This is a genomic window from Pseudoalteromonas sp. SG44-17 (genome assembly GCF_014164235.1).
In the GTDB taxonomy this organism is placed as follows: Bacteria; Pseudomonadota; Gammaproteobacteria; order Enterobacterales; family Alteromonadaceae; genus Pseudoalteromonas; species Pseudoalteromonas rhizosphaerae.
On record NZ_JACJEV010000002.1, the window covers coordinates 1 to 24,580 of the forward strand.

General features: G+C 40.7%; 19 protein-coding genes. 18 read left to right on the top strand and 1 reads right to left on the bottom strand.

Annotation, left to right across the window (positions count from 1 at the left end):
- Window positions 1-1,494: type VI secretion system Vgr family protein (locus H5182_RS01540; protein ID WP_182759383.1), on the bottom strand; the 1,494-nt coding region annotated here is incomplete at its 3' end.
- 314 nt (window positions 1,495-1,808) lie between these two features.
- Here H5182_RS01540 and H5182_RS01545 point away from each other — a divergent pair.
- From H5182_RS01545 to H5182_RS01630, 18 genes are all read left to right on the top strand, one after another.
- The gene (locus tag H5182_RS01545) at window positions 1,809-2,228 is read left to right on the top strand and encodes a hypothetical protein (protein ID WP_145242501.1); all 420 of its coding nucleotides are present in this window, start codon (window positions 1,809-1,811) and stop codon (window positions 2,226-2,228) included.
- A gap of 34 nt (window positions 2,229-2,262) precedes the next feature.
- Window positions 2,263-2,730, top strand: coding sequence for a type VI secretion system lipoprotein TssJ (tssJ, locus tag H5182_RS01550; RefSeq protein WP_145242499.1), 468 nt, complete (start codon window positions 2,263-2,265; stop codon window positions 2,728-2,730).
- Complete coding sequence (gene tssK / locus H5182_RS01555) at window positions 2,730-4,070, top strand: type VI secretion system baseplate subunit TssK (protein ID WP_145242497.1); 1,341 nt, start codon at window positions 2,730-2,732, stop codon at window positions 4,068-4,070. The genes tssJ and tssK overlap by 1 nt, the downstream gene beginning before the upstream one ends.
- Before the next feature lie 10 nt (window positions 4,071-4,080).
- Complete coding sequence (icmH, locus tag H5182_RS01560; protein WP_257326852.1) at window positions 4,081-4,806, top strand: type IVB secretion system protein IcmH/DotU; 726 nt, start codon at window positions 4,081-4,083, stop codon at window positions 4,804-4,806.
- A 9-nt stretch (window positions 4,807-4,815) separates the two neighbouring features.
- A complete protein-coding gene (gene tssM / locus H5182_RS01565; protein ID WP_182759384.1) occupies window positions 4,816-8,532 on the top strand; it encodes a type VI secretion system membrane subunit TssM in 3,717 nt (1,238 codons plus the stop codon).
- A gap of 8 nt (window positions 8,533-8,540) precedes the next feature.
- Complete coding sequence (gene tagF, locus H5182_RS01570) at window positions 8,541-9,533, top strand: type VI secretion system-associated protein TagF (protein WP_182730835.1); 993 nt, start codon at window positions 8,541-8,543, stop codon at window positions 9,531-9,533.
- Entirely contained in the window at window positions 9,530-11,089 is a 1,560-nt protein-coding gene (locus H5182_RS01575) for a TssA family type VI secretion system protein (protein ID WP_145242491.1), read from the top strand. Before tagF ends, H5182_RS01575 begins: the two co-directional genes overlap by 4 nt.
- A gap of 64 nt (window positions 11,090-11,153) precedes the next feature.
- The gene (gene tssB / locus H5182_RS01580) at window positions 11,154-11,675 is read left to right on the top strand and encodes a type VI secretion system contractile sheath small subunit (protein ID WP_145242489.1); all 522 of its coding nucleotides are present in this window, start codon (window positions 11,154-11,156) and stop codon (window positions 11,673-11,675) included.
- A gap of 10 nt (window positions 11,676-11,685) precedes the next feature.
- Window positions 11,686-13,212: a type VI secretion system contractile sheath large subunit gene (tssC, locus tag H5182_RS01585; RefSeq protein ID WP_145242487.1), complete on the top strand. Its 1,527-nt coding sequence runs from the start codon at window positions 11,686-11,688 to the stop codon at window positions 13,210-13,212.
- Between the two features lie 243 nt (window positions 13,213-13,455).
- Window positions 13,456-13,941 carry an Hcp family type VI secretion system effector gene (locus H5182_RS01590; RefSeq protein ID WP_007584479.1) on the top strand — a complete coding sequence of 162 codons (486 nt, stop codon included), beginning with the start codon at window positions 13,456-13,458 and terminating at the stop codon, window positions 13,939-13,941.
- Window positions 13,942-13,995: 54 nt separating this feature from the next.
- Window positions 13,996-14,403, top strand: coding sequence for a type VI secretion system baseplate subunit TssE (gene tssE, locus H5182_RS01595; RefSeq protein ID WP_145242485.1), 408 nt, complete (start codon window positions 13,996-13,998; stop codon window positions 14,401-14,403).
- Window positions 14,404-14,427: 24 nt separating this feature from the next.
- Window positions 14,428-16,146, top strand: a complete 1,719-nt coding sequence (tssF, locus tag H5182_RS01600) for a type VI secretion system baseplate subunit TssF (protein WP_182759385.1) — start codon at window positions 14,428-14,430, stop codon at window positions 16,144-16,146.
- Window positions 16,143-17,126 carry a type VI secretion system baseplate subunit TssG gene (gene tssG, locus H5182_RS01605; protein WP_220491355.1) on the top strand — a complete coding sequence of 328 codons (984 nt, stop codon included), beginning with the start codon at window positions 16,143-16,145 and terminating at the stop codon, window positions 17,124-17,126. The genes tssF and tssG overlap by 4 nt, the downstream gene beginning before the upstream one ends.
- A 27-nt stretch (window positions 17,127-17,153) precedes the next feature.
- Window positions 17,154-19,892 carry a type VI secretion system ATPase TssH gene (tssH, locus tag H5182_RS01610; RefSeq protein ID WP_182733906.1) on the top strand — a complete coding sequence of 913 codons (2,739 nt, stop codon included), beginning with the start codon at window positions 17,154-17,156 and terminating at the stop codon, window positions 19,890-19,892.
- A gap of 34 nt (window positions 19,893-19,926) precedes the next feature.
- Window positions 19,927-21,948 (top strand): type VI secretion system Vgr family protein, encoded by a 2,022-nt coding sequence (locus tag H5182_RS01615; protein WP_182719407.1) that lies wholly within the window; start codon window positions 19,927-19,929, stop codon window positions 21,946-21,948.
- Between the two features lie 17 nt (window positions 21,949-21,965).
- Window positions 21,966-22,382: a hypothetical protein gene (locus H5182_RS01620; RefSeq protein WP_182719402.1), complete on the top strand. Its 417-nt coding sequence runs from the start codon at window positions 21,966-21,968 to the stop codon at window positions 22,380-22,382.
- Between the two features lie 4 nt (window positions 22,383-22,386).
- Entirely contained in the window at window positions 22,387-23,556 is a 1,170-nt protein-coding gene (locus H5182_RS01625; RefSeq protein WP_145242475.1) for a hypothetical protein, read from the top strand.
- Window positions 23,546-24,580, top strand: coding sequence for a DUF2169 domain-containing protein (locus H5182_RS01630; protein ID WP_182759386.1), 1,035 nt, complete (start codon window positions 23,546-23,548; stop codon window positions 24,578-24,580). The genes H5182_RS01625 and H5182_RS01630 overlap by 11 nt, the downstream gene beginning before the upstream one ends.

Below are 24,580 nucleotides of genomic sequence, written 5' to 3' on the forward strand. Positions count from 1 at the left end.
TTCTATGAATTGGCGGCCAGACTGTTTGGCGTTTAGCTCAAAGTAATGTTCACTGGCAAGGGTTTGTAAAATAACTTTTGGCTCATTGTCGTCATCATCAAATAGTAGTTCGTTGTGGGCTGCGGTTAATAATCGGTTATGCGTTGGATTGGCGGCGGTTACTACGCTTGGTTGATCGCTATTTAGTGCAAAGCCCATAATGTAGGCGTGATTAGGGTCGTTGTTAATACAGCCTATTAGTACCTCTGAACCACCGACGAGTGGAAAGTGCCATCCAGTGGCCTGAGTTTGGTTTTGGCATGCATACAGAGCTAACTTTTGCAAGGCAGGGCTTGACTGCGTTAGTGGTCTGGCATTTTTGTCAAAATCAACGCGGGCTCGATATTGCCCGTTGTCATCAATAAATGCATTGCCGGTCAGTGATTCTACTTTCGCAGGGAATACCATCGGTTTTGCTTGATGGGGAATAGGGAGTGGCTTAAAGGGGGTGCCTCGCTCAATAAATTGCGCTGTACAACTGTATTTAGTTAAACCCTCATGGCTACTTTCGTCACTTGGTTGCTCGCTGTAGTGCTCGACTGCGATACAGAGCAAGTCACCACTGCTACCAATGCCGGTGTTATCACTTAATGAAATCGAACATCCCGCAAATAAATCACATACGTTACCAGTTAAGCTAATAACTTTATTTAAACTCGCTAGTGCATTACTAAAATTTTGTGCTTGATTAGTTGCGGCGGATTGCGATAACGCACAGGGTTCAAAGAATGATTGGCTATTGCTGGCAATGGTATTAAATTGCCCATAGGCTGCACTGTTTGCAGTATTGTTATAAATAGACTCAGTAAGTTGAGCATGCATAAAGCCAACAAATTGCTCTCTGTGTTGGTTATTCATTCCAGCGCTACTGGTAACTTCTAAAACGCCGCGCTCAAGGTAGGGACTATTTAAATTACTGTCGCTTATCACCAGTATTTCAGCCGAGTCTTTGCTTTCAAACCAATAAAATAAACCATGGGAAGCCAGTAAACGATGAAAAAACTGCCAGTTACTTTCCATTGCTTGTACGCACTGAGGCATATCAGCAAACGGTTGGGTAACTCTGAAATCTACTTGACCTTGAGAGTATCCGGCTTGTGATGCTAGGTAGTGTAAAACATCTTTTAAATTAACCCCGATAAATACTTTGCTATCTGAGGTGTTTTTTAGCGTACTCAATCGATCTTTAATGACGATATGATAGCGGCGTTTTTTATTGAATAACCCAAGATCGGTGCTTTGTGTTATGAGGCCTGCTTGGTGGCGATAGTAATTGTCTTTATTTACAAATGTAATTAAGGCCGATTGTAATAATAAATCGTTTAAAGGCTCATCAGTGAGGGTGTCGAAAATCAGGTCAAACTCAAAGCTTTTATTTAAGCGTTCAATTCCCTTTACCTGAGTTACGTTCATTGTTTTATTATTAATATCTAACAATAATCGTGATTTAGACATTTCCTTGTCCTTTTGCTACCTTGGTCGATAATGCGTGTAAAAATACACATTAATCTAGCGATAATCAATGAAATATTTGTAATCAACGATATTTAGATTATATGCAAATAGGTTCATAATGTGTTCATTTTTAAAATTATATGGTGTGGTCGCTTTTATTGGGAACAACTTTAAGTTAGAAATAGTTGTATTTTCGCACTGAATTCGGTTGACATTTTAACAATTATGTTTGTATCATGCGCTAATTCTAAGGACTGAATAATTACCGCGTTAGTGCAACTTTAAGCTGACTATGTTAAATCAAGGATGATAAAATGAGAAAAAAAGATTTTATAAATCAGGTTGATAGCCTTTACTCCTTGGCTTGGTCTCTAACCTGTAACATCTCCTCTTTACTTGATCAAACAGGTATTCCTGCACATCGTGTTTTTTCTGAATCTGTTATAGATCAGTTTTTCTTCTTTTTGAATAATCCTCCAAAGAACGATGGAAATATTATTTTAATTAATGAAAATATATCTAGTTATATTCAAGAGTTAATAGTTTTAAATTCTAAATTAATATCTTCAATCGATCATGTTGTCATCAAGTCTCTAGCTGTTGAAAATCAAGAAAATAAAAGTTCAGGTTTTTTTTCTAGAATTTTAAATGACAATCGCTGGTCAGATTGTGCGTCAGTGCGTTTTAACAGGGTTATTTGCCCTGTTTATGAAGAGATCCTTTGTAAAAACTGAATAATCAATTTTAAAATATCTAATGAGGTATTAAATGCGTTTTGCAATAAATAAAGTAATCTTAGCTGTGCTGTTAATGTCACTCACTGCGTGCATGAGCACTAATGTAGAGTTAGACATTACAGCAACAGATAATTTAAATTTAAATCAATTTGATGAAGCACTTCCAGTGGTTCTCAGAGTGTATCAATTGTCTGATATTCAGAGCTTTAAAACAGCGACGTTTGAAGAACTTTGGAAGTCAGATAAATCAGTATTAGCAAATTCATTGATCACGTTAGAAGAACGCACTATTAATCCTGCCGAAAAAACAACGATCGCTTTTGAACAAGCTGAAAATGCTCGTTTTGTGGCAATTGTTGCGTTATTCAGAGATCGCCAAGGAGACAAATGGAAAACGTATTATCAACTAGGTGATGGTCCGGTTAAATTATCGACTGCATTAGATGTGCTGATCACAAATAATGAAGTGCAGTTGCCTGACGTGGATGAGGCACAGTAATGAGTACTAAAGCCCCCGTAAAACCCGTCTGGGCTGAAGGTGTATTATTAGCACAACACCATTTTCAGTTATTTGATGAGTATCATGAGCAAAATCAAATTGTAAGACAGCGACTTATTTCTCCATTGGTGTTTGGTATCCAGCATCTTGCAATTGATGAGTCAGCGTTATCACGTGGGCTATTAAAAATTACTAGCTTCAAATTGTTACTTGAAAATGGTCGATTACTTGATTTTGATCGCCAACAACATGACGAATTAAAGCTGGAATTAGATCCTAACCTAGATGAAGTGATTATTTACATCGCGATTGCTGCCAATAAAATCGTTAGTAATATTGAAGGTTATGCAACAACCGGTCAGCTCAGTGCCTATCATGCAGACTATATTGAGTTAAATGATGATCATGATGCTGCACGTAATCGTGAAGTGCTGATAGCGCACCCTAAATTTATATTACTAACAGATAGTGATGTAAAAACTTATTTTGATACTTTAGCGTGTTTGAAAATAGTCCGCGCAGAAGACGGCTCTTTTGTTGTTAATAAACACTTTGTACCACCACTGTTAAATATCAGTGCTTCGGTATATTTAACTGAGCTATTAAATCGCACCGCAAATTTAGTGAATGCGAAAGTCAATGTGTTGCTTAGTCGCAGGAAAAACTTTGGTTCAGTGACTGACTTTGGTCCAAACGAGATGAATAGCTTTTTATTACTTAATGCGATGGCACCTTCAGCAAAGCGGTTGGATCATTTAAAAAGTTTGTCATTAGTTCATCCAGAGCGTTTGTACTGTGAATTGGTTGATTTGATCAGCTCTGTATCGATGTTTGAACACAGTGATTTAGTAAACCAAGTCCCTCCTTATCAGCATAAACAACTCAGCCATGTATTTGGTAAGTTAGATGAGTTGCTAACTAAGCTACTTGAAGGTGTTGTGCCTAAGAAAATGGCTGGCCTTAAACTTGAAAAAATTTCCAATGCTATTCATCAGGTTGCGACTATTGACTCAGCAATTTTTGAGCATAACGACTTTTATCTAGCGGTTTATTTTGAAGCTGAGGATACCAAGTGGATTGAAACATTTAGCGACCAAGTTAAAGTTGGCGCAACTGAAAAACTCGATATTATGATTTCATCAGCCCTTGCAGGTGTTCAGCTAACTCACTGCCAACGGCCGCCAAATAAATTAGCAATAAAGAGTGGATATGAATATTTCCGTCTTGAATCACATGGTTACATTTGGCAGCAAATAATCGAAGAGCAGTCGTTAAGTTTATTTATTCCATTTGGTTTGCAAGCTGCGCAAATCGAAATAGTTACTGTCGCACGCAATTAAGTTAGGTGAAATGATGCAACAACAATCACAACAACAAGATTTAATCGCCTGTATATCACCGGTTATAAATGCGTTATCGCCATTAAAGCTCAAGCAATCAACCGATCTTGAGCTGAACGATTTTCGTGATCAGTTATTAAATAGTTTTGATGAGTTTGAGCGTAATTGTTATGCCCAACAAGTGACGACTAGTGTGATGCAAGAAGTAAAATTTGCTCTTACTGCAATGTGCGATGAGTTTGTAATGAGCTCCGGAGCGCATTTTCGTATGGACTGGATGTCACGACCGCTGCAGTTAGAGTTTTTTGGCAATAACCGTGCAGGTGAAGAGTTTTTTGAGCGTTTAGCGACTTTGCGTACTGGCGGTGAAAATAAATTTGCGGCGTTAGAAGTGTACTATATTTGTTTGCAATTGGGTTTTGAAGGTATCTATAAAGTTAAAGGAATAGAACAGCTTAAAGCTTTGATAGTTGACATTCGTGCACAAATTGAAGATGTCAAAGGCACGCCTAATGCACTGCTTTCTGATAATGGCGTACCTGCTGAAGGGTTTGCTATGAAAGTCGGTCGTAATGTCCCTTATTGGGTTATTCTGTCGATTTGTTTAGGCTCAATCGCTTCCCTATTTGCAGGCTTTCATTTTGTGATCAACAAGCAGGCTACACAGAGTACGCAAACCATAAGTAATCAGGTGGAAGTACTCACTCAATTGAATAAAACCAACGAGACACGATAAGGCAATACCATGCAAGGAAGAGTAAATAAAAGTGGCCTAGTGCATTTTTTACTGGGCTTAGTGTCATCTCGCGCCACAGGACAGTTGATCGGTCTAATTGCAGTGCTGAGCATTGTTTGGTTTGCTGGGCGCATGGTGGGTTTAGACACGACTGATAAAAAGCTGATTGCTATGGGAGCAGTTACGGCGGTATTCATTTTATTTATTTTTACTCGTTGGTTATGGACTAAGCGTTCTGGCGATAAGTTAGCTTCTGAACTTGCAAATCACAATGCGGGCTCAAGTGCTGAGCTTGATGAAATAAAAGAAAAAATGCAAGAAGCGTTAGGCTCATTAAAAGCATCGCACTTAGGCGCTGGCTATCGTGGTAATACCGCTCTTTATGCACTACCTTGGTATATGATCATTGGTCCATCAGCGACCGGTAAAAGTACTTTATTTGCTAACTCTGGATTACATTTTCCGTATTCAAACTCTAGCGAACTGCATATTCAAGGTTTTGGTGGCACACGTAACTGTGATTGGTGGTTTTCAGATCAAGCGATCTTAATTGACACCGCAGGACGTTACACAACTGAGCAATCAGAAAACAAAGAGTGGTTATCATTTTTAAATTTACTGAAAAAGTACCGCCCAAAATTACCTATCAATGGCGTAATGGTCGCAATTAGTGTAGCTGATGTTTTAACCTCTGACAGTGAAGAAATTCGCCAGCATGTAAAGTTAGTCCGTGAACGTATTGAAGAGTTGATCACGCAACTAGGTGTTATTTTCCCTGTTTATATCACTTTCACAAAAACCGATTTAATTAGTGGCTTTGAACCTTTTTTTAATGACTTATCTGAAAAAGAGCGCGAGCAAGTGTGGGGCGCATATTTACTTGATATTAGTGAAGATCAAAAAACCGATCCGGCTGAAATGTTCGAGCTCAGAATGGATGAATTATACGAACGTTTGTGCCAGCAACGTTTAAGTAAAGTGGCCCGTGAACGAAATGAGCATCGTAAACAGTTGATCCTTGATTTTCCTAATCAGTTTAAATCGGCCTCAACAAAACTAACCGAATTTGTAAACTTGCTATTTAAAGCGAATCCGTACCAAGAAGTTCCTTGGTTTGCAGGCGTGTATTTTACCTCAGGTACACAAGAGGGCACACCAATTGAGCGAATCACCAACGGTGTACGCGATCAATTTGGCGCGGTTGTGGTTGAACAAAAACAAGAAACAATCACCCAAAGCTATTTTATTAATCGCGTTTTTAATGATGTTGTTTTTAAACTACAAGATTTAACTCGGGGTAATCGTAAAAAGCGCTTAGTAGGTCGTTGGTTAAAAGGTTTAACTGTAACCACGGGGCTTGCCTCAATAGCGGCGATTACAGCGTTATTGATTACCTCATACACCAGTAATCAGTTATTGCTTAACCAAGGCGAAGCACGCGTGAAAGCGGTGGTTGAAGTTAATGTAAATAAGGCGAAGGCGGATCAAAAGCTAGCTGCAACACTTGCATTATTTGAGCATTATCAGGAGCTTGTAAGTTATGAAGAAAGCTTACCTTGGTATTTTATTTTTGGTATTTACGAAGGTGACGAAACAACTCAAAGTGTCGCGAATGTATTATTTAACCAGTTAAACCAATTGATCACACTTCCTGCTGAAAAACAGGTGTTAGCACAATTAAAACAGTATGAAAGTCGTTGGAACTCTGATGAGCCGGAGTCACGCGTAGGTATTCGACAACCTTATTACGAAGCACTTAAATTACATTTAATGCTAAGCACACACCCCGAACATAAAAATGATGAATTTGCTAAACAGCAGCTACTTAGTTTTATTAGTAATCACTTTAATATTGATTTAACAGCGCAACAAGATACACCCATTTATAGTCAATTAACTGCGTTGTTAGATGTGTACTTAGCTAATTTAGGTACTGATCTAGAGCATCCTGGGAAGATTAATTTTTGGCAAGCAAATGAAACCGCAATTTATACTGCGCGCGAAAGTTTAAATACTCAACCTGAAGCTGAGCCTCTGTATAAGCAAGTGATAACAAGCTTTGCTGAGCGCAAAAAAGCATTACAGCTTAATCAGTTTATGTCGGCTAATAACCGTGATGTATTAAAAAGTAGCTATGCAATTCCTTATGTATATACCAATGCTGGTTGGCAAGAATATGTATATCCTGAAATTAAACGTATTTCACGGTTAGTGTTCTCAGGCGATTGGGTTATGGGCACCAGTAATGACGAAGGGCAAAATGCTGTAGATGAAGCACAAGCTGAGTCCTTAGCCAAAGCAATGCGTGCTTATTACTTTAAGGATTACGGTAATACTTGGTTCGAATTCTTAAATAGTATTCAAGTCCCAGCATTTAGAGACTTAAACGATGCAAGTATTGATTTTGCTCGCCTTTCATCAAACGATGGCCCATTGATAGATTTAATGATGCTGGTGAACAATAACATAATGGTTGCTGACGAACCTTCAGCCGTTACCGCGAATAATGACAAAATTGCGACCTTAGTTGCCGGTGCTGCCGACGTTGCGCAGAAAAAAGCAGCAAAAGGAAAGCTAGCTAAACAAGCTATTAACAGCCCTGATTTTTCACAAATGAGTACGGTTAGAGCGCCAGAGCTGGAATCTCGCTTTGCTGATTTACGCCGTTTTACACAAAACGATGATAATAAGCGCAGTTCTGATTACATGGGCCAGTACATTAGTTCATTAAGCAGCATCCACTCAGACATAAAAGCGATGGCGGCGAGTAATGAAGATGATGGCCAAGCTATGATTTTTGTCCAAGATTTACTCTCAGGTAATAATCAAACCAATGCTTTGCAGTCTTCATGGATCATCATTGAAAGCCAAACACGTGCTTTAGACCCACAAACAAAAGAAACGTTGGATACTCTTTTCAAAGCGCCTTTACAAGCGGGTATAGCCACAATTATGGCCAAAGCACGAAGCCAGTTAAATGAAGAGTGGGAAAACCAAGTTTATACAATGTACAGCAACAGCATCGCAGGAAAGTACCCATTTAACCTAAATGGACCTGATGCCGCGATTGCTGATGTATCGGAGTTTTTAAACACTGAGTCGGGCATATTATGGAACTTTACTAACACTCAACTGAAACCTTTTATGAAAGTACGTCGTGGCGTATGGGAAGAAAAACAGTGGAATGGTGTTGGTATTGGCTTTAGTAAAGAATTACTCGATGGTTTAACAAAAGCAAATAAAGTAACACGTTCACTATTTACTAGTGGCGCAGATTCTGCGGGCTTTAATTTTCAGATGATGCCAGTACCACAAAGAGGCATTCGTGAAACTTATTTAGGCTTTTCAGAGCAAGGTTATCGCTATCGTAATGAGCCGGAGGAGTGGCGTAACTTTTCTTGGCCTGGTCGTGGTGCTGCAGAAAAAGCGATTCTTTATGGTTTAGATAATAAAGGCAATCGAATTTCGATTGAGCAAGATGGTCCGTGGGCGCTACTTAAAGTGCTTAATAATGCTAATGTAAAATGGATAAAAGGCACTGAGTTCTTAGCTACATGGGAACTAACCGATAAGTCAGAACAGCAATTAACAGTACAGTTTTCCTTAAAATCAGGGCGTAATAGCGGTATTTTCTCAAAATATATGCTGACTTCGTTTGCTTTACCGAACTCGTTGTTTTCGAAATCGCCGCAATATGCGCAGTCGAATAATAATTCGGTACAGTAGGGGCGGTTATGTTTAATTTATTTTCTAAAAAGAAATCGCCGTTACTAGTAAAACAGTTTTCTTACGGTTATATGGGGAAAACACCAGTACGACCCGATTTTGTGAAGTTAAATATTTCATCGCGTGAATCAGTGGCATTTGATCATTGGTTACAAGAAGGATTTGCTCACCTTAATCGTGGTCGAAAGGCGAATAATGTTGCTGTACTTAATGGTGTTAAATCGTTGTTTTTTGTATCTGGGAACAGTGAAGACAGTAGTTTGCTTGGTATTTTACAACCAAGTAAAGATAGTAGTGGCCGTTTTTACCCTTTTAGCTCTTTTATACATAGCGGATTAGACACTTATAAACGCCATCCAGCATTTTTGTTTTTATATGCTAGTCATGTGATTGAGCACTTAATTGGTGTGAATGATCGCATTAAAGAAGCGCCATCAATTGATGCGATGGCGGAACAAGCTCATGCTTATAACAAGGTTGCTGATGCGTTGAAGCAGCAACCAAATTTAAATCAAGAGCTAGATAAACTGCGCATGATACCGATGAGTGTGTTGTGGCAGCATCTCCAGATGAATGATGTGCATAAGCGTGCTGTATTAATTGAAGAACTATCTGCAGTATTGAAGTCGATTGCAAATAGAGGCTGTCTACGCAGTCAATTTGGTATTCGTTTACCAATGCCACAGTTTAGTCATGAGAGCGCCTTGGTCGCTGGGTTTTGGCTGCATTTAATAGCATCTGTGGTTGCTGATCACAACTGGCAACCGTGGTTCTTTTATCAACTAGGGTGTGAAGATCATGCGCCTAGTTTAACGGTGTTTTGTCGTCCTGTATCGGCATCCTATTTTAGCTCGATTTGGTTAAATGAAGACAAATCAACACAAATTATTGATTTGACGAATTTACCACTGAGCAAAGTGCCAAGTGACTACAGTATTAATTTTGCCGATATGGATAACGTAAGTGTATACGATGCACTAAGACGATGGTGTAAAGCATGAGTTTAAAGCAACCACATACTCACAATAGCTGGCAACTATGGCTGGATGAACTTGCTGCACCATTGCAAGGTTTGCCGTGTGGCGAAGATTTAAAATACGAAGAAACATTTAAAAGTCTCAAAGCATCTTCATCGGGTGTTGGTGAGGTTGATTTTAAAGTGATGTTTATTCAAGCAACTGACTTATTACAGAATAAGAGTAAAGATTTACGTATTGTTAGTTACTTATGCTTAGCTGCAACCAGTGAATTTGGGGTGCAGGGGTTAATTAGTTCAATCAAATTGTTTAATAAGATATTGGCTGATTTTAGCAACGACGTACACCCACTTAAAGAGCGCATGCGCAGTGCTGTAAATACCTGGTTTTTACAGCAACAAGAACGTCTAAAAGGGATTTCGCAAAGTCATTCGGCAACCGCAGAACAATGGGCCGAACTAGATGCGGTATTAACCGATTACAACCAACACTCAGTACCATTATTAGATAGTGAATCAGGTCCTTTATCTACTTTAAACGAGTGGACTGACGAGCAAATGAAACGCAACCCAGTTGCAAAGGCAGTCGAGCCGTCAGTTGTTAGTAAAGACGATACTGAACAAGCACCAAGCGACGGTACACCGGCAACAAATTCAACATCATCAGTGCACAGCTCTGTAAGTCAAGTTGCAAGTATTACGGTTGGTGATCTCAGCAGTGACACGGCTTATTTATCAGCTATTCGTGAATTACTGAATTTTGATAAAGAACAAAATAACATCGAGCGGGTGATTAAATTATCACGTGCTGCACGTTGGTCTGGGCTGAAAATACCGGCTAATGAAAATGGTAAAACACGCTTACCAGCACCAAGAGCTGCGGCTTTTGCACCGATTGAAAATGCACTTGCCAGTGAACAACCAGAGCAGGCACTCATGCTTGCTGAAGGCTTATTTATGGAAGGTGCGATGCAATTTAATCTCAACTTACAAATGTTGGTATTAAGTGCGTTAAAACAATTAAATAAAGGCAAGCTAAGTTACTGGCTTGAGCAGCAATTGATTAATTTAACTAGTCAGTTTCCGCTTTTAACTCATTTACAGTACGACGATGGCACAGGGTTATGCAGCCCAGCCAATAAAGAAACGTTACTTGAAATTAGCAATGCACAAACACCAGCAAGCAATAATTCGCAAGGCAATATTTTTGATGAACATTATAGCTTATTGGCTGATGAAGTAGTGCAAGGACAACTCAGTGCTGCGCTTAGCAAGGTTGAGCAATTAAGTACCCCTACCGGGTTTGACCAATCACAAAGCCAATTATTAAAAGCCAAGTTGTTACTTAAAGCGGAGCATTATGAACACGCTTTGGCAATTTTAACCGAATTACTTGAGCAAATTGAAACTTTTCAATTAGCGAAGTGGCAACAACATTTTTGCATGGAAGTATGGCGTTTTGCCAAGCAATGTTACGCCAATCTGTCGTTGGCAGAAAGTGATGAAATGAGTTTAGCTGCTAAGCAAATTAGTCAGCGAATGATGGTAACCAATCCGGCTCAAGCAATAGCTTGGATTTAGTTACAAGAGCCTGACTAATGGGTCGAGGTTAATTGGAATTGATACAAACTGCAAAGGAAGAAACATGACAGATACATTTCAAAAAGAGATCCCAAGAGCTCGGATCAATATCTCTTTAGAGCTTGATACTGATGGCGCATCGCAAAAAAGCGAATTGCCACTAAAAATGCTGGTAATTGGTGATTACTCTAATGGTTTAAATACCCAAGACCTTGCTGAGCGTGAACGCGTAACAATCAATAAAAATAATATTGAGCAAGTGTTAAAAGATATGGCACCAAAGGCAAACTTTCAAGTTGCTAATAAGATCAAAGGCGATGGCGAGATCAACGTGAATTTACAGTTTGATTCGTTTAAATCGTTTGATCCAGAATCAGTTGCTTCACAGGTACCTGAGTTAAATAAAATGATGGCAATGCGTAACTTACTGCGTGACTTGAAATCGAATCTTTTGGATAACTCATCATTACGTAAAGAACTAGAGCGGGTATTACAAAACCAGCCAGAACTTGATGAGTTAAAAGCTAAGCTGGATGAAATTGCCCCGCTTGCTTCTGAAGACGAAAAACACCCAGTTACTGAATAAGGACGTTACCATGTCAATGCAAGAACAATTAAACGTTGCAGCTCATTCAATTGAGCAAGCTCCGGTATCAACCTACGAAAGCCTTTGTAACTTGGTCGATATTGCCCCAGTTGCAGATGAGATCAAATTAGACACTTTTCGTGATGCCAGCAACCTTGCTGAAACCCGTGCGAATGAGCGTTTAACAGCGGCAATCAATGTATTTTTAGATATGGCTGGCAGCAGCGGCCAAGAAGTTACGCGTATCGATAAGTTGTTGTTAGATGACTATATTGCGAAAGTTGATACGATTATCTCACAGCAGTTAGACCAGATTTTACATAATCCAAACTTCCAAAAAATGGAATCAGCTTGGCGTTCATTGCGTTATTTAATTAATCGCACGCCAAACAATGCCAACATCAAAATCGAAATGCTCGACGTTGATAAAGAAACCCTGCGTGATGACTTTGAAGAAGCACCTGATACCACGCAATCAGCATTGTACAAGCATGTTTATACCTCAGATTACGACACCCCAGGTGGCGAACCGGTATCGACTATGGTATCGAACTTTGAGTTTGATTGTTCAGCGCCAGATGTTTCATTACTACAAGAAATTTCACGCGTATCAGCTGCGGCGCACTGCCCATTTATGGGCAGCGTAGGACCTAAGTTTTTCTTGAAAGACTCACTTGATGAAGTATCTAAAATTCAAGATATTGGTTCGTACATGGAGCGTGCTGAATTTTTACGTTGGAAAAACTTCCGTGAATCAGAAGATTCACGCTATATCGGCCTAGCGTTCCCACGTTTCTTATTGCGCTTACCGTATGGTGAAACTAATCCACTGCGTAACTTTAACTACCAAGAAGATGTAAACAGTGAACACCATGAGCGCTATTTATGGGGTAACGCAACGTTTGCTTTTGCCGCCAATATTATTCGCAGTTTCCATGATAATGGTTGGGCAGTTAACATTCGTGGCCCACAGTCGGGCGGTAAAGTTGAGAATTTACCACTTCATTCATTCGAAGCAGGTAAAGGCTCAGAAACTAAGATCCCAACAGAAGTATTGATCTCAGAGACTAAAGAGCTTGAATTTGCTAACCAAGGGTTTATTCCACTTAGTTATTATAAAAATTCAGACTTTGCGTGTTTCTTCTCAGCTAATAGTGCGCAAAAGCCACAAGTGCTTGAAACGCCAGAAGCAACCTCAAACGCACGTATTAACTCGCGTTTACCGTATATCTTCTTAGTATCGCGCATTGCGCATTACTTAAAAGTGTTGCAGCGTGAAAACATAGGTTCGAGTAAACCTCGCCATGAATTAGAGCAGCAGCTTAACGATTGGTTAGGTGCGTTAGTTACTAAAATGAATAACCCTGATGAGTCGTTAATTGCAACGCATCCATTAAAAGATGCCAAAGTGACTGTTGCTGAAATTCCGGGTAACCCAGGTTATTACCGTGTTAGTACGTACATAGTGCCACATTTCCAAGTGGAAGGTATTGATGTGCGCTTAGCACTAGTAGGGCAGATGCCTGGCGAAAAATGAACTGCCAAGCCGCCGATGAAACGCATTTAACGCAGGCTTTTAAAGTGTAAATACGTCAATTTGGTGAGTAGCTGGTTGGTGTAAAAATGTAGATGGAAAAGATTGCCCCAAGTTGGTTGCATCCAACTTGGGACATGTTCCCCAGTGGCATGAAGCAGAGGGCTTTTTGGGGGGCATAAACATGGTTGTTTATGCCAATGCCAACTAACAGGAAACACTTCATTCTAAAAGGAGAATAATGAAATGGCAATTCCAGCGTATATGTGGTTAAAGGATGACCAAGGTAATGACATCAAAGGTTCTGTAACTGTTGCAGAGCGTGAAGGTTCAATCGAGATCCTACACTTTGATCATGAACTTCGCATTCCTACAGATAACGACACGGGTGAACTTACAGGTACACGTAAGCATGAACCGTTTGTAATTACTAAAGCGGTAGATGCAGCTACACCGTATCTGTATAAAGCGTGCTCGAACGGTCAAACACTTAAGCAACTTGAGCTTAAATGGTACCGTATCGATGACACAGGGACTGAGCGTGAGTATTTCTGCCACAAGTTGGAAGATGTAAAAATTACGTCAATCTCACCAACAATGCACAACGTAAAAGACTTAGACAAGGAGCGTTATCCGCACCTTGAAACAGTATGTTTACGTTATAAGCGCATTACTTGGACATACCTTGATGGCAACATCGAGTTCTCTGACTCTTGGACTGAAGGTCGATAAGTCGGAATTTTTAAAGGATATGCGCAAGCATATCCTTTTATCAGAGGTAAGTTCATGGCGTTATTCGATTTTTTAACTCAACCTGTCATTCGTAATGGACATCAAGGTTTTCAGACTGATGAGCAAAATAGTGTCTGTAACCATCTTAATGAGCTGCTTAATGCTCGCCGTGGGGTGTTAAAGCATTTGGCTGATTATGGTTTGCCCGATGTTGAAGATATTTACGAAGGTTTGCCTTATTCGCAACATACTTTGGCGTTTGAGGTTAAAAAATTGATTGAGAAATATGAGCCAAGAGTGCGTTATGCCAATGTTATTCCAATGGAAATACGTGAAGAAAATTGCGTGATCCGACTGGATATTCAAGCATTTCTAACCAGTGGCCAATGTATTAAGTTAAACACGCGGTTTGAATCAGGCGGTAAGGCTGATGTAATGCAGCACGCTAAAAATGGTGATTAATATTTCAATGAAAAGGATATTTTAATGCAGCAATATTTTGATGCTCAAATGCGTTTATTAACGCAGGCCGGTAAACAGTTTGCACAACATTATCCTGAGCATGCGGGCATGTTAAATATTGATGCCTTAAAAGATCGCGACCCGCATATCGAGCGTTTACTCGAAGGTATGGCGTATTTAACTGCGCACACACAAAAACGCTTGGATGAATCAGTACCAGAAGTGTCAGAGCAAGTGCTGCGTCAATTATGTCCTATTCTGCTTAGTTATTACCCTTCGAGTACGGTAGTGAAATTTAGCCCTAAGCTGGCAATGCAAAAGACTCACATGATTGAAAAGGGTCTCACATTAAAAGCGGATAATACGGTAGTTGATCATAAAAATATTACTTTTACCACCACGCATAATCTAACAGTAGCACCATTCGATGTTGAGCATGTGCGCTATCAAGAATCACATTTAGGTGCAGAGCTGCGCATTGGTTTACGTTTTGTATGCCAAGGTGAGCGTAAAAATTATGACTTATCAAACTTGCAGTTTTATTTACGCGGCGATACCCCTTTATGTAGCTCTTTATTTAAGCTGCTGCAAACGGCAGAGAAACATGCTGAACTTGATTTTGGCCCTGCGCATTTTGAGCATAATAAAAAGCTTAAAGTAAAAGGTTGCAGTGCCAGTTATTTAAATATTGATGGGGCTCTTTTACCGAGTGCTGAGCAAAGCCATCCAGGCTATGCATTATTACTAGATTACTTTAATGCCAAAGATCGTTTTTACTTTTTAACTTTTACAGGTTTGCAAGACGTTGAGTTTGCAGATCATATAGACCGCTTTGAAATAGTTTTTCGTGGCTCAAGTAAATTACCACCCGGACACCAATTATCCCGTGAAAACCTACTGATAAACTGCGTGCCTGCAATTAATTTATTTTCCCAAGCGGCAGAGCCAATCAGAATCGAACCCAATCGTACCGACTATATGATCACAGCAGATCAAAATCGTACCGATCATATTTTCAGTTACACCGTCGATTCGGTAATGGGGCGCAACTCGCTCAGTGGTAAAACCTATGATTATACACCTCGTTATCAAAGTGTATTTGAAGATGAGAAAAAGCTATTTACCGTATTAACTAAAGATGTGGGTGCAGCTGCACCAACTCATTACTTACAGTTGCCTTTCAATTTAAATGATGAAAAAGAAACACTATCTGTTGATTTAACTGCTTTTAATGCAGGCTGGCCTCGGCAACTACTGCAAGAAGGTGATTTAAATATTGGCGGGCGCGATATGCCAAGTATTGCCGAGGTTGAGAATGTTATTAGGCCTACTAATTATTTACCGTGCCCAGAACAACCAAAACATTGGCAGCTGATCAGCTTACTTAATGTTAAGTTTTCCCAAATAACTCAAGTAACCGAGCTTAAACGTTTATTAGTGCTATTTGATTGGTCGCAAAAAGCTGAGAATCGCTTGCGTATTGAGAGCATTCAAAAAATAACGGCTACTCCGATCAGCCAAATAAAGCGTGGAATTTTTATTAAAGGTGTAGATGTAATAATTGATATCGATGAGAGTAAGTTTGTGTGCGATGCCGATCTTTATCATTTTTGTAATATGTTGCACCAATTCTTTTTAATGTACGCACCAATTAATGAAAGTGTGCAGACTCGCGTTAATGCTATTCCTAGCTATAAAACCTGGTGTTGGGATATTGAGCCGGGCAAGAGTTATCAATTATGAGTGTGCATGAACCAGCCATAAAGCATCCCGTTTGGGCTAAATTGCCCAAACCGATTGAACAATTAATTGCTAAGCCTTGGCAGTTTAATTTATTTAAAGCGATGAGCTTAATTGAAAAGCATTGGGCAACGCCTCACGAACTTGACAAAGGCATTAGTGAGCGGGTGATGTTTAAGCCCTATAAAGAGCTTGGCTTTCCAGCAACCGATGTACGTGCGTGTAGCTTAGATAACCAAGGACGCGGGCGACTCAGTTTATCAACGTCATTCTTGGGTTTGTATGGGGTTGATGCGCCAATGCCACATTACCTGTTAGAGCAAGCAGCAAGTGATGACGAAAGTGGTGACAGGGTTCGGCAATTTTTAGATATGTTTAATCATATTTTATATTGCCAACTTTTTCAGGCGTGGAAAAAGTCACAAATCAATGTTGCAGGACGTGGTGCAGATCAATTTGATCATTTAATAGAAGCCATTTTATCTACAAAAACAGATCAAAAAGTACAATGCGGCATTGCCAGCTTAAAACAAACCAGTGCAGCAGGCTTAACTCAATTACTTAAACATACACTTGCAGTGAAAGAGCTGCATGTTGACGATACCCGCGCTAATTGGCAAACAATTGATGCCCCAAGTACATTTGGTGATGATGCTCAGATGGTACTCGGTGGTTCTGCGGTATTAGGTAGCAAAGTATTAGTAAGTGGCAGTATTTTAACAATTGCCATCGGCCCTGTAGACAGTGAAACTGCCATTAGTTTGAACCCTTTGCATGAGCAAGGTAAAAAAATGGCGGCGTTATTAAGCACTCACTTACCAAATAATGTGCAGTGGTTATGCCAAATCAAAGTGGCTAACGAAGCTGTAGAGCAACAGGCAATCGGTGTGTCACCGTTAATACTTGGACACAACAGTTATTTAGGTAGTGCTGCGGCAAACACAACCGTACACAGCTATACCCATCTTCAATATCAACATTAGTAAGAAACCAGATTTAAGGACAAAACAATGGATGCAAAAGGCATTAAACAACTTATCGACAAGCTAAATGGCCATACCGCGACCGCGCTTGAGTCTGCTGCAGGGTTTGCTAGCAGTCGTAGTCATTTTGAAGTGCTGCCTGAACACTTACTAATTAAGTTGATGGAAGAGGGCAGTAGTGGCGATTTAGAACAAATATTTCACTTTTTTAATATTAATCAAGATGCGGTATGGCATGAGTTGCTTGACTTTTTAAATCGTCAACCTGCGGGTAACCAAAGTAAGCCGGTGTTTTCTCGTCGTTTATATGAATGGTTAGAACGCGCATGGTTGAGCGCTAATGTGCAGCATAAAAGTAATTGGATCAACGGTGCTGCATTGCTTGATGCACTCACGGAGCTATTACCTTATAGCCCTGTGCTTCAATTACCAGCGTTGCTAGATAAAATTGACTCACGCTTTTTAGCCGAAAACCTCGATAAAATTTGTCAAAACTCAAGCGAGCGTTTAAACCCACAGGCAAAAACAGCTCAGCAAACGCAAAATAATGGCCAAAGTGAAGGTGGCGGCGCGCTTGATGAATATTGTGAAGATTTAACCGAAAAAGCTAAGCAAGGAAAAATTGATCCTGTACTCGGGCGAAACGACGAGATACGCATGATGGTGGATGTGTTATGTCGTCGTCGTAAAAACAACCCGATTTTAGTGGGTGATCCGGGAGTCGGTAAAACCGCCGTAGTAGAAGGTTTTGCACAGCGTATTATTGATGGTCAAGTACCTGATGAATTAAAAGGTGTGCGTTTATTAGTCTTAGACATGGGCTTATTACAAGCTGGCGCAGGTGTTAAAGGCGAGTTTGAGCGCCGTTTAAAAACAGTAATTGACGAAGTTAAAAACTCAACCACGCCGATCATTATGTTTATTGATGAAGCACACACCTTAATTGGTGCGGGTGGCGATGCAGGTATGAGCGATGCGGCTAATTTATTAAAACCCGCTCTTGCCAGAGGTGAATTACGCACAGTGGCAGCAACCACCTGGAGTGAGTATAAAAAGTACTTTGAGCGTGATGCCGCATTAGAGCGTCGTTTTCAACTGATCAAAGTCGATGAGCCAACGGAGCAAGCTGCGCAACTTATGCTAGCGGGTTTAAAAGATAAATATCAGCAACATCATAATATCCAAATTACCGATGATGCCATTGAAGCGGCTGTTGTATTGTCAGCTCGTTATATCACAGGTCGTCAGTTACCAGATAAAGCAATTGACGTACTTGATACAGCAGCAGCTCGCGTCAGAATGTCGTTTGCAACTGATCCAGCTGCAATTGAATCTGAGCGAGAGCATATAAATTATTTACAAACTCGGATTGCCAGTATTGCCAGTGAAAGCGAGCAAGGTTTAGCTGTCGATATGGATAAGTTATTGTACTTACAGCAAGAGTTAAATACTGCACAAGCTAAACTTGCTGCATTAACCAGTGCCCGCGAGTCACAAATTGCTACTTTAAGCCAGATCAACGAATTTAAACAAGCAACCAATGCAAGCGAACAAGACAGTGCTGCACTACTTAGCTTGCGCCAAACTTTAAAAGAGCAAAACAGTCAAGATAATGGCTTATTTAGCGAAGTAGACGCTGATGCAGTGGCACAAATAATTTCTCAGTGGACCGGTGTACCTGTTGGTGCCATGGTTAAAGATCAGATCAGTAACCTCATTAATTTAGAAACGGCAATTGGTCAAGAAGTGATCGGGCAGCAAGCGGGTATGGCAAAAATTGCGCAAGCATTACGTGTCAGCAAAGCGGGGATCAGTAATGAACAAGGACCGTTAGGGGTCTTTTTACTTGCCGGACCCTCCGGTGTTGGTAAAACTGAAACAGCCCGCTGTTTAGCTAAGCAATTGTTTGGTGGCGAGAAGTTCTTAACCACTATCAATATGAGTGAATATCAAGAGTCGCATACAGTATCGCAGCTTAAAGGTTCACCTCCTGGTTATGTAGGTTACGGTGAAGGCGGTGTATTAACTGAAGCGGTAAGACAGCGCCCATACTCAGTAATTTTGCTTGATGAAGTAGAAAAAGCGCATAAAGATGTGCTTAACATGTTTTATCAAGTATTTGAACGCGGCAATATGCGTGATGGTGAAGGCCGTGAAATTGACTTCAAAAACACCGTGATCATCATGACGTCTAACTTAGGTTCAGCAGAGCTAATTGATGCATGCACACCACCAACAGTGATCGATTTGAGTCCAGAGCAAGACGATGATGTAGAACAACCGACTGAGCAGCAGCAAGCCATTAATGACGCACTCAATCCAACGGATGCACCGATTAATGAAGATGGTAGCCCATGGCAAGTGCCGTCAATTGGTGCGTTAAGTGAATTAATTAAGCCACAGTTACTACAATTCTTCGCACCAGCTTTACTTGCACGCATGCAAGTAGTGCCTTATTTAGCGCTTGATCAAGATGCACTGCAAGCAATTGTTAGTTTAAAACTAGAAGCGATTGCTAAGCGTCTTGCTACAAATCATAAAATGCAACTGCGTGTTGATGCAAGTGTATTGAGTAAGTTAACTCAGCAATGCCAGCTTTCAGACAGCGGTGCTCGGATGGTAAATGCAGTGATTGAACGACAAATTTTACCGGGAATTGCTAAATCTATTTTGGAATATATGGCGCAAGAAGATATGCCAGATATTTTAACGTTAACGGTTGATGAGCAAGACGAAATCACCGCAATATTTGCCGATAACGCCTAATTTAATAGATAAAAAAGGATTGAAAATGGGACTTATGGACATCTTTAGTGAACATAAAGCGAATACCAGTCATTTTAGCGTAAGTATACAAGGCTTACCTGATGGCATGGTGCAGGTAACTGACTTCACATCAATTAATGATAGCTTATGTGAAGACTATGAATTTAATATTCAAGTATTGAGTCAGGAACATTTAACTGCGCAAACGTTGCTAGGTAAAGATGCCAGTTTGAGTTTGGTGTGGTCTATGACAGATCGGACTATCTCAGGTTTACTAAGTCGTTTTGTAGCCCATGGTAAAAGTCACCAAGGTTATCATTACACGTTAGTGTTGAGTTCTTATTTAACTTTACTTAAGCATCAACATTCCAATCGTGTTTTTACAGCGATGGATCCCGCTGCCATTATTAAAAGTGTGTTTAATAAAGCGGGCTTCCCAATGCAAAAATTCAGCATGCAAGCCAGCGGCCCTAGCCTCGATATGACAGTGCAATATAACGAAACTGATTATGAATTTGTTACGCGTTTAATGCGTAAACATGGCTTTGTTTATAGTTTTGTTGAGCAAACTGACGCGGATTGCACTTTTAAAGTATGCAATAGCAGCAAAGATATTGCGGCTCTGTTTGATGAAGTAAACTTAAGTTATGTGCCACCATCTGGGCAAGTACGTACTAGCGAAACAATCTTCGCAATTAGTCGCCAAGCCCAACTTCAGCCGCAAAGTATTGCGTTAAACGATTATAACTACCGCGCACCAGGTAATTTACAGGTATCGGCGCAAAATAGCGCTTCGCAACCAGGATTTGGTGAAGACAGTCATTATGGTAATAACTATGCAACTTCTGGCGAGGGCAATACGCTTGCTAAAACGCGTCAGCAAGCGTTTGATTGTCAACGAGAGCAATTGATTATCGACAGTGATTGCAGGGCGCTTAGACCAGGAATGATTTTAACTATTTATGATCATCCAGATCATAATGGCCAATATTTGGTTGTGCGTGTTGATCATAAAGGTAGCCAGCAAGCGGGTGTGGAATATGGCGCTAACGTAAAAGGCTTAACTTATAAAAATCAGGCGTACTTGGTCCCATCGGATCAACAGTTTAAAGCACAGTTACTTCCAGAAAGACGTGTATTTGCAACTTTTAACGCACTAGTAGAGCAAGAAATTGATGATGATGGTAATTACGTAGTAAAACTGCCATTTAATCAAGATGGTGAAGGCCAACAAAGCCGCCCAACACGCTTAATGCAACCTTATGGTGGCAGTGGTCATGGCATGCACTTTCCGCTTACACAAGGTACTGAGGTATTAGTTTGTGGCGAAAATGGCGATTTAGACAGACCCATTATTTTAGGTGCGTTATACAACCAAAATGCACCTAACCCAGTTACCAGCCAAAATCCGACCGAGAATAAGCTCGTTACTAAAGCTGGCCACAGTTTAATAATGGATGATAAAAAAGGCGAAGAAAAAATTAGCCTTGCTAATAAAAATAATAAAAACCAACTATTACTCGATGCCACCAATGGCGCCCATCAAGCAACGCTTAAGTCTGTAGATGGCGATGTAAAAATATCAGCGAAAGAAAATCTGCAATTTGTTGCTGAAAACGACGCCACCTTTACGGTTGCCAATGACTTTACTACGCGGGTAGAGAATAACTTGCAAATGCAAACCCGCGAAGGGGATATCACAGTAACATCGGCGGCAGATTTAACCCTCAAAGCCACCTCAAACACACGTATTGAAGCAACCGATGGCAGCTTAGAGCTTAAAGCGGATCAAGAGCTTAAATTACAAGGTGAACAAGATGTTAGCGCATATTCGGTTGACGGCAATTTAGAACTGCAAGCCCCCAATGGCGATATAGAAATTAGTAGCGGCGCAAATATTACCATTAAAGCGGATGGTCAAGGATCACTGCAATTGAGTCAAGGCGGTGCGAGTATTGAAATTGATGCCGGTGGTAACTTAACCATTGATGCGACAAGTATTACTTTATCGGCCAGTAATATCGCCGTGAAAGGCAGTGCAATTAGTAATAACTAGTTGAAAAGGAGTTTATTATGAGCGCTCAGATCCAAAGTATATTCAATCACGATCAACATTTAGCGTGTGTGAGTCGTGTCGACAGTTTTGGCCGTGTAAAAGCGGTATTAATTAATAATGTTGAACATCAAGTTATTGCGCAAGGCGCACATGTCAGCATCGCTGAAGTAGGGGCTAATGTATTACTTGTACATAGCGCACAAGGCTTTATTGTAACGGCGCTCTTAGCGCAAGCGGATCAAGCACCTGCCGCGCAAATTAATAATTCGCAAGGGCATATCGTTATTGAAGCCCAGCAAAGTGTTAGCCTACAAACGGCCAAGGGTAGTGTTGAGGTATATGCAGACGGCACTATCGTGCTTGAAGGGCAAGATATTACAGCAAACAGCGAGCAAGACCTTACCTTGGCTGGCTGGCCAATTAGGCTTAATTAGCACTATGTTCGCACCTGTATATAAAGTAAAACTTCATAATCAGCGCCTCACCACCTTGTTAAAGCACCGGCAAAAGCTGTTGCAGCAAGGGGCGTTTTCGTTGGCACGTTTTAGCGTGATCGACACGCAAATGCTCAATCATTTATATACCTTAAGTGAGTTGGCAGGCGAAGCGCCAACAGATTATTTTTCAGCGCAAAACTTAACCCAAGTAAGCGAGTTAACATGGCAGGCTTTGTGTGAACTTGCGCAGCAAAATAGCGAACATAGTGAAGTATATCGTTTAATAGCGGCTGATTTATTCATTACTGCTATTGATGACTTTACTGCCTACTTTCATAGCTTAAGAGGCAGTGAGCAATTAGCGCAGTGTGAATTACTTCAACATAATTTAAAGCATTGGCAGCTTAACGATTTAAAAGCGCTACGCACCAGTGTACTTGAAGGCAAAGAAAAACCCCAAAACGTGGTTAAAACCTTATTATTTTCACAACCTCTTACAACCAGTGAATTACTCGCAGCGGTATTACACAAAGATTTTGAGATTGCCTTTGCTGCGTTAGTAAATAGTTATTGTGCAGGGCATGACGATGTAAGCGATAAGCTATTTAAAGTGTTTGCAAAAACCGCAGATGAACAGCAAAAAGCACAATTACTCGCTTTAGCGGGTTTACTTAATGACACGCGTTGGTACGAACCCTGTGCATTATTTTGCAAAGCAAATCCAGAGCACTGCTCGTTTGTATTAAGTCATTTTGTTTATAAACAAGCGCTGCCATTAGTGATGGATTTAATGACCATCGCAGTAACACAACCAAGTGCTTATGCAGCGTGGCTCACATTAACAGATAGGCCGCTTGCCAAAGCTGAAAAAATGTCAGTCGTCAGTGATAACAATGCAGTAAAACCGCAAAGCGGCATTAACCTTGATGATGCCGAGCACGTAAGGCAAGCGTTTGCAATGCAAGCAGGTGAGCAACTTTTAATGGGCATTAGTTTTACCAAAGCCAATAGCGCACAAAAACTCGCTAAATTAGCAGGCTCTTTAGTACAACGTGTTATTGCCCCACATTTTGATTTAACAAGTGCATGTGGTTTATTTCATGTCCAGCAAAGTGCATCGCAGTGGCAATTACTGTTAAGTGAAAAAGTGGAGAACGTTCATGCTTCATAATCTTTCTCCTTGGCAAGCCAGCACGTTTAGCGGCTGGTTAGAAGACAGTACTGAAGGTCAAGTAGTGGTGGTTAAACAAAGCTTTGAGTTTGATGAGCAAGGCAACGTTACAGCCATTGAACCCGGCCCTGAGATTGTTATTGCTGATGATTACCAAGGCGATCCTAACAGCTCACCGATTTGTGAAGTAAACGAGCAGGTGGCTTTTAAGTATGGCTTTGAAGTATATGGTAATTGCACTGCTTATCCGCCAAAAGGAAAAGACGCGCGCGTTATTGAGGTTGAGCTGGGCCTTGATTCGCCTTCGCAACCTTTGTTTAAAAAGCGTTTACGTGTAACCGGAGCGCGTTATTGGCGACGTTCGTTGCTTGGGCCAGTCGCTACAGATCCAGATATTATTACCCCAGTGGCACTCAATTATATGCAGGCTTTTGGTGGCAAAGAGCTAAATAACGAGAGCAACACGTTCTTAGAAAACCCAATCGGCCGTGGTTTTAAACTTAAAAATAAGCACGCGGTCGGCCAGCAGTTACCCAGTGTTGAATACGCTAACTCATTACTTAGAAAACCTAGCCACAGCACACCGGTCGCAAGCTTTTCGGCCATACCAAGCCATTGGTCGCCACGAGTTGAACGCTTACCAGAAATAGACGAAACAGCACTTATGGCGGGAGACTACCCGTTTAAAACAACACAGCCAAAAGATTTATACAACACAGCGCCCATTGATCAGCAAGTTGCAGCCGAGTTTGGCAAAGGCTGGGCGTGTCAGTTAACAGGGCTTTATCCATTACAACAATACGGACAACAACAACGTATAGAACTGCCGTACCAAAAACCTATTGTGGAAGTGGTAAATACACTAGCCCGCGAGCGGCTAACCATGCGCTGCGACACCTTAGTAATTGATTCCGACGCCCAGTGTTTTTCTCTGCTTTGGCGCGGTCATATTAGTCTTGAAAAAGTAGGCGCAAATAGTCAAATACTCGTTGCCTCAGAACAAAATAGCGGTAAAGAAAATTAA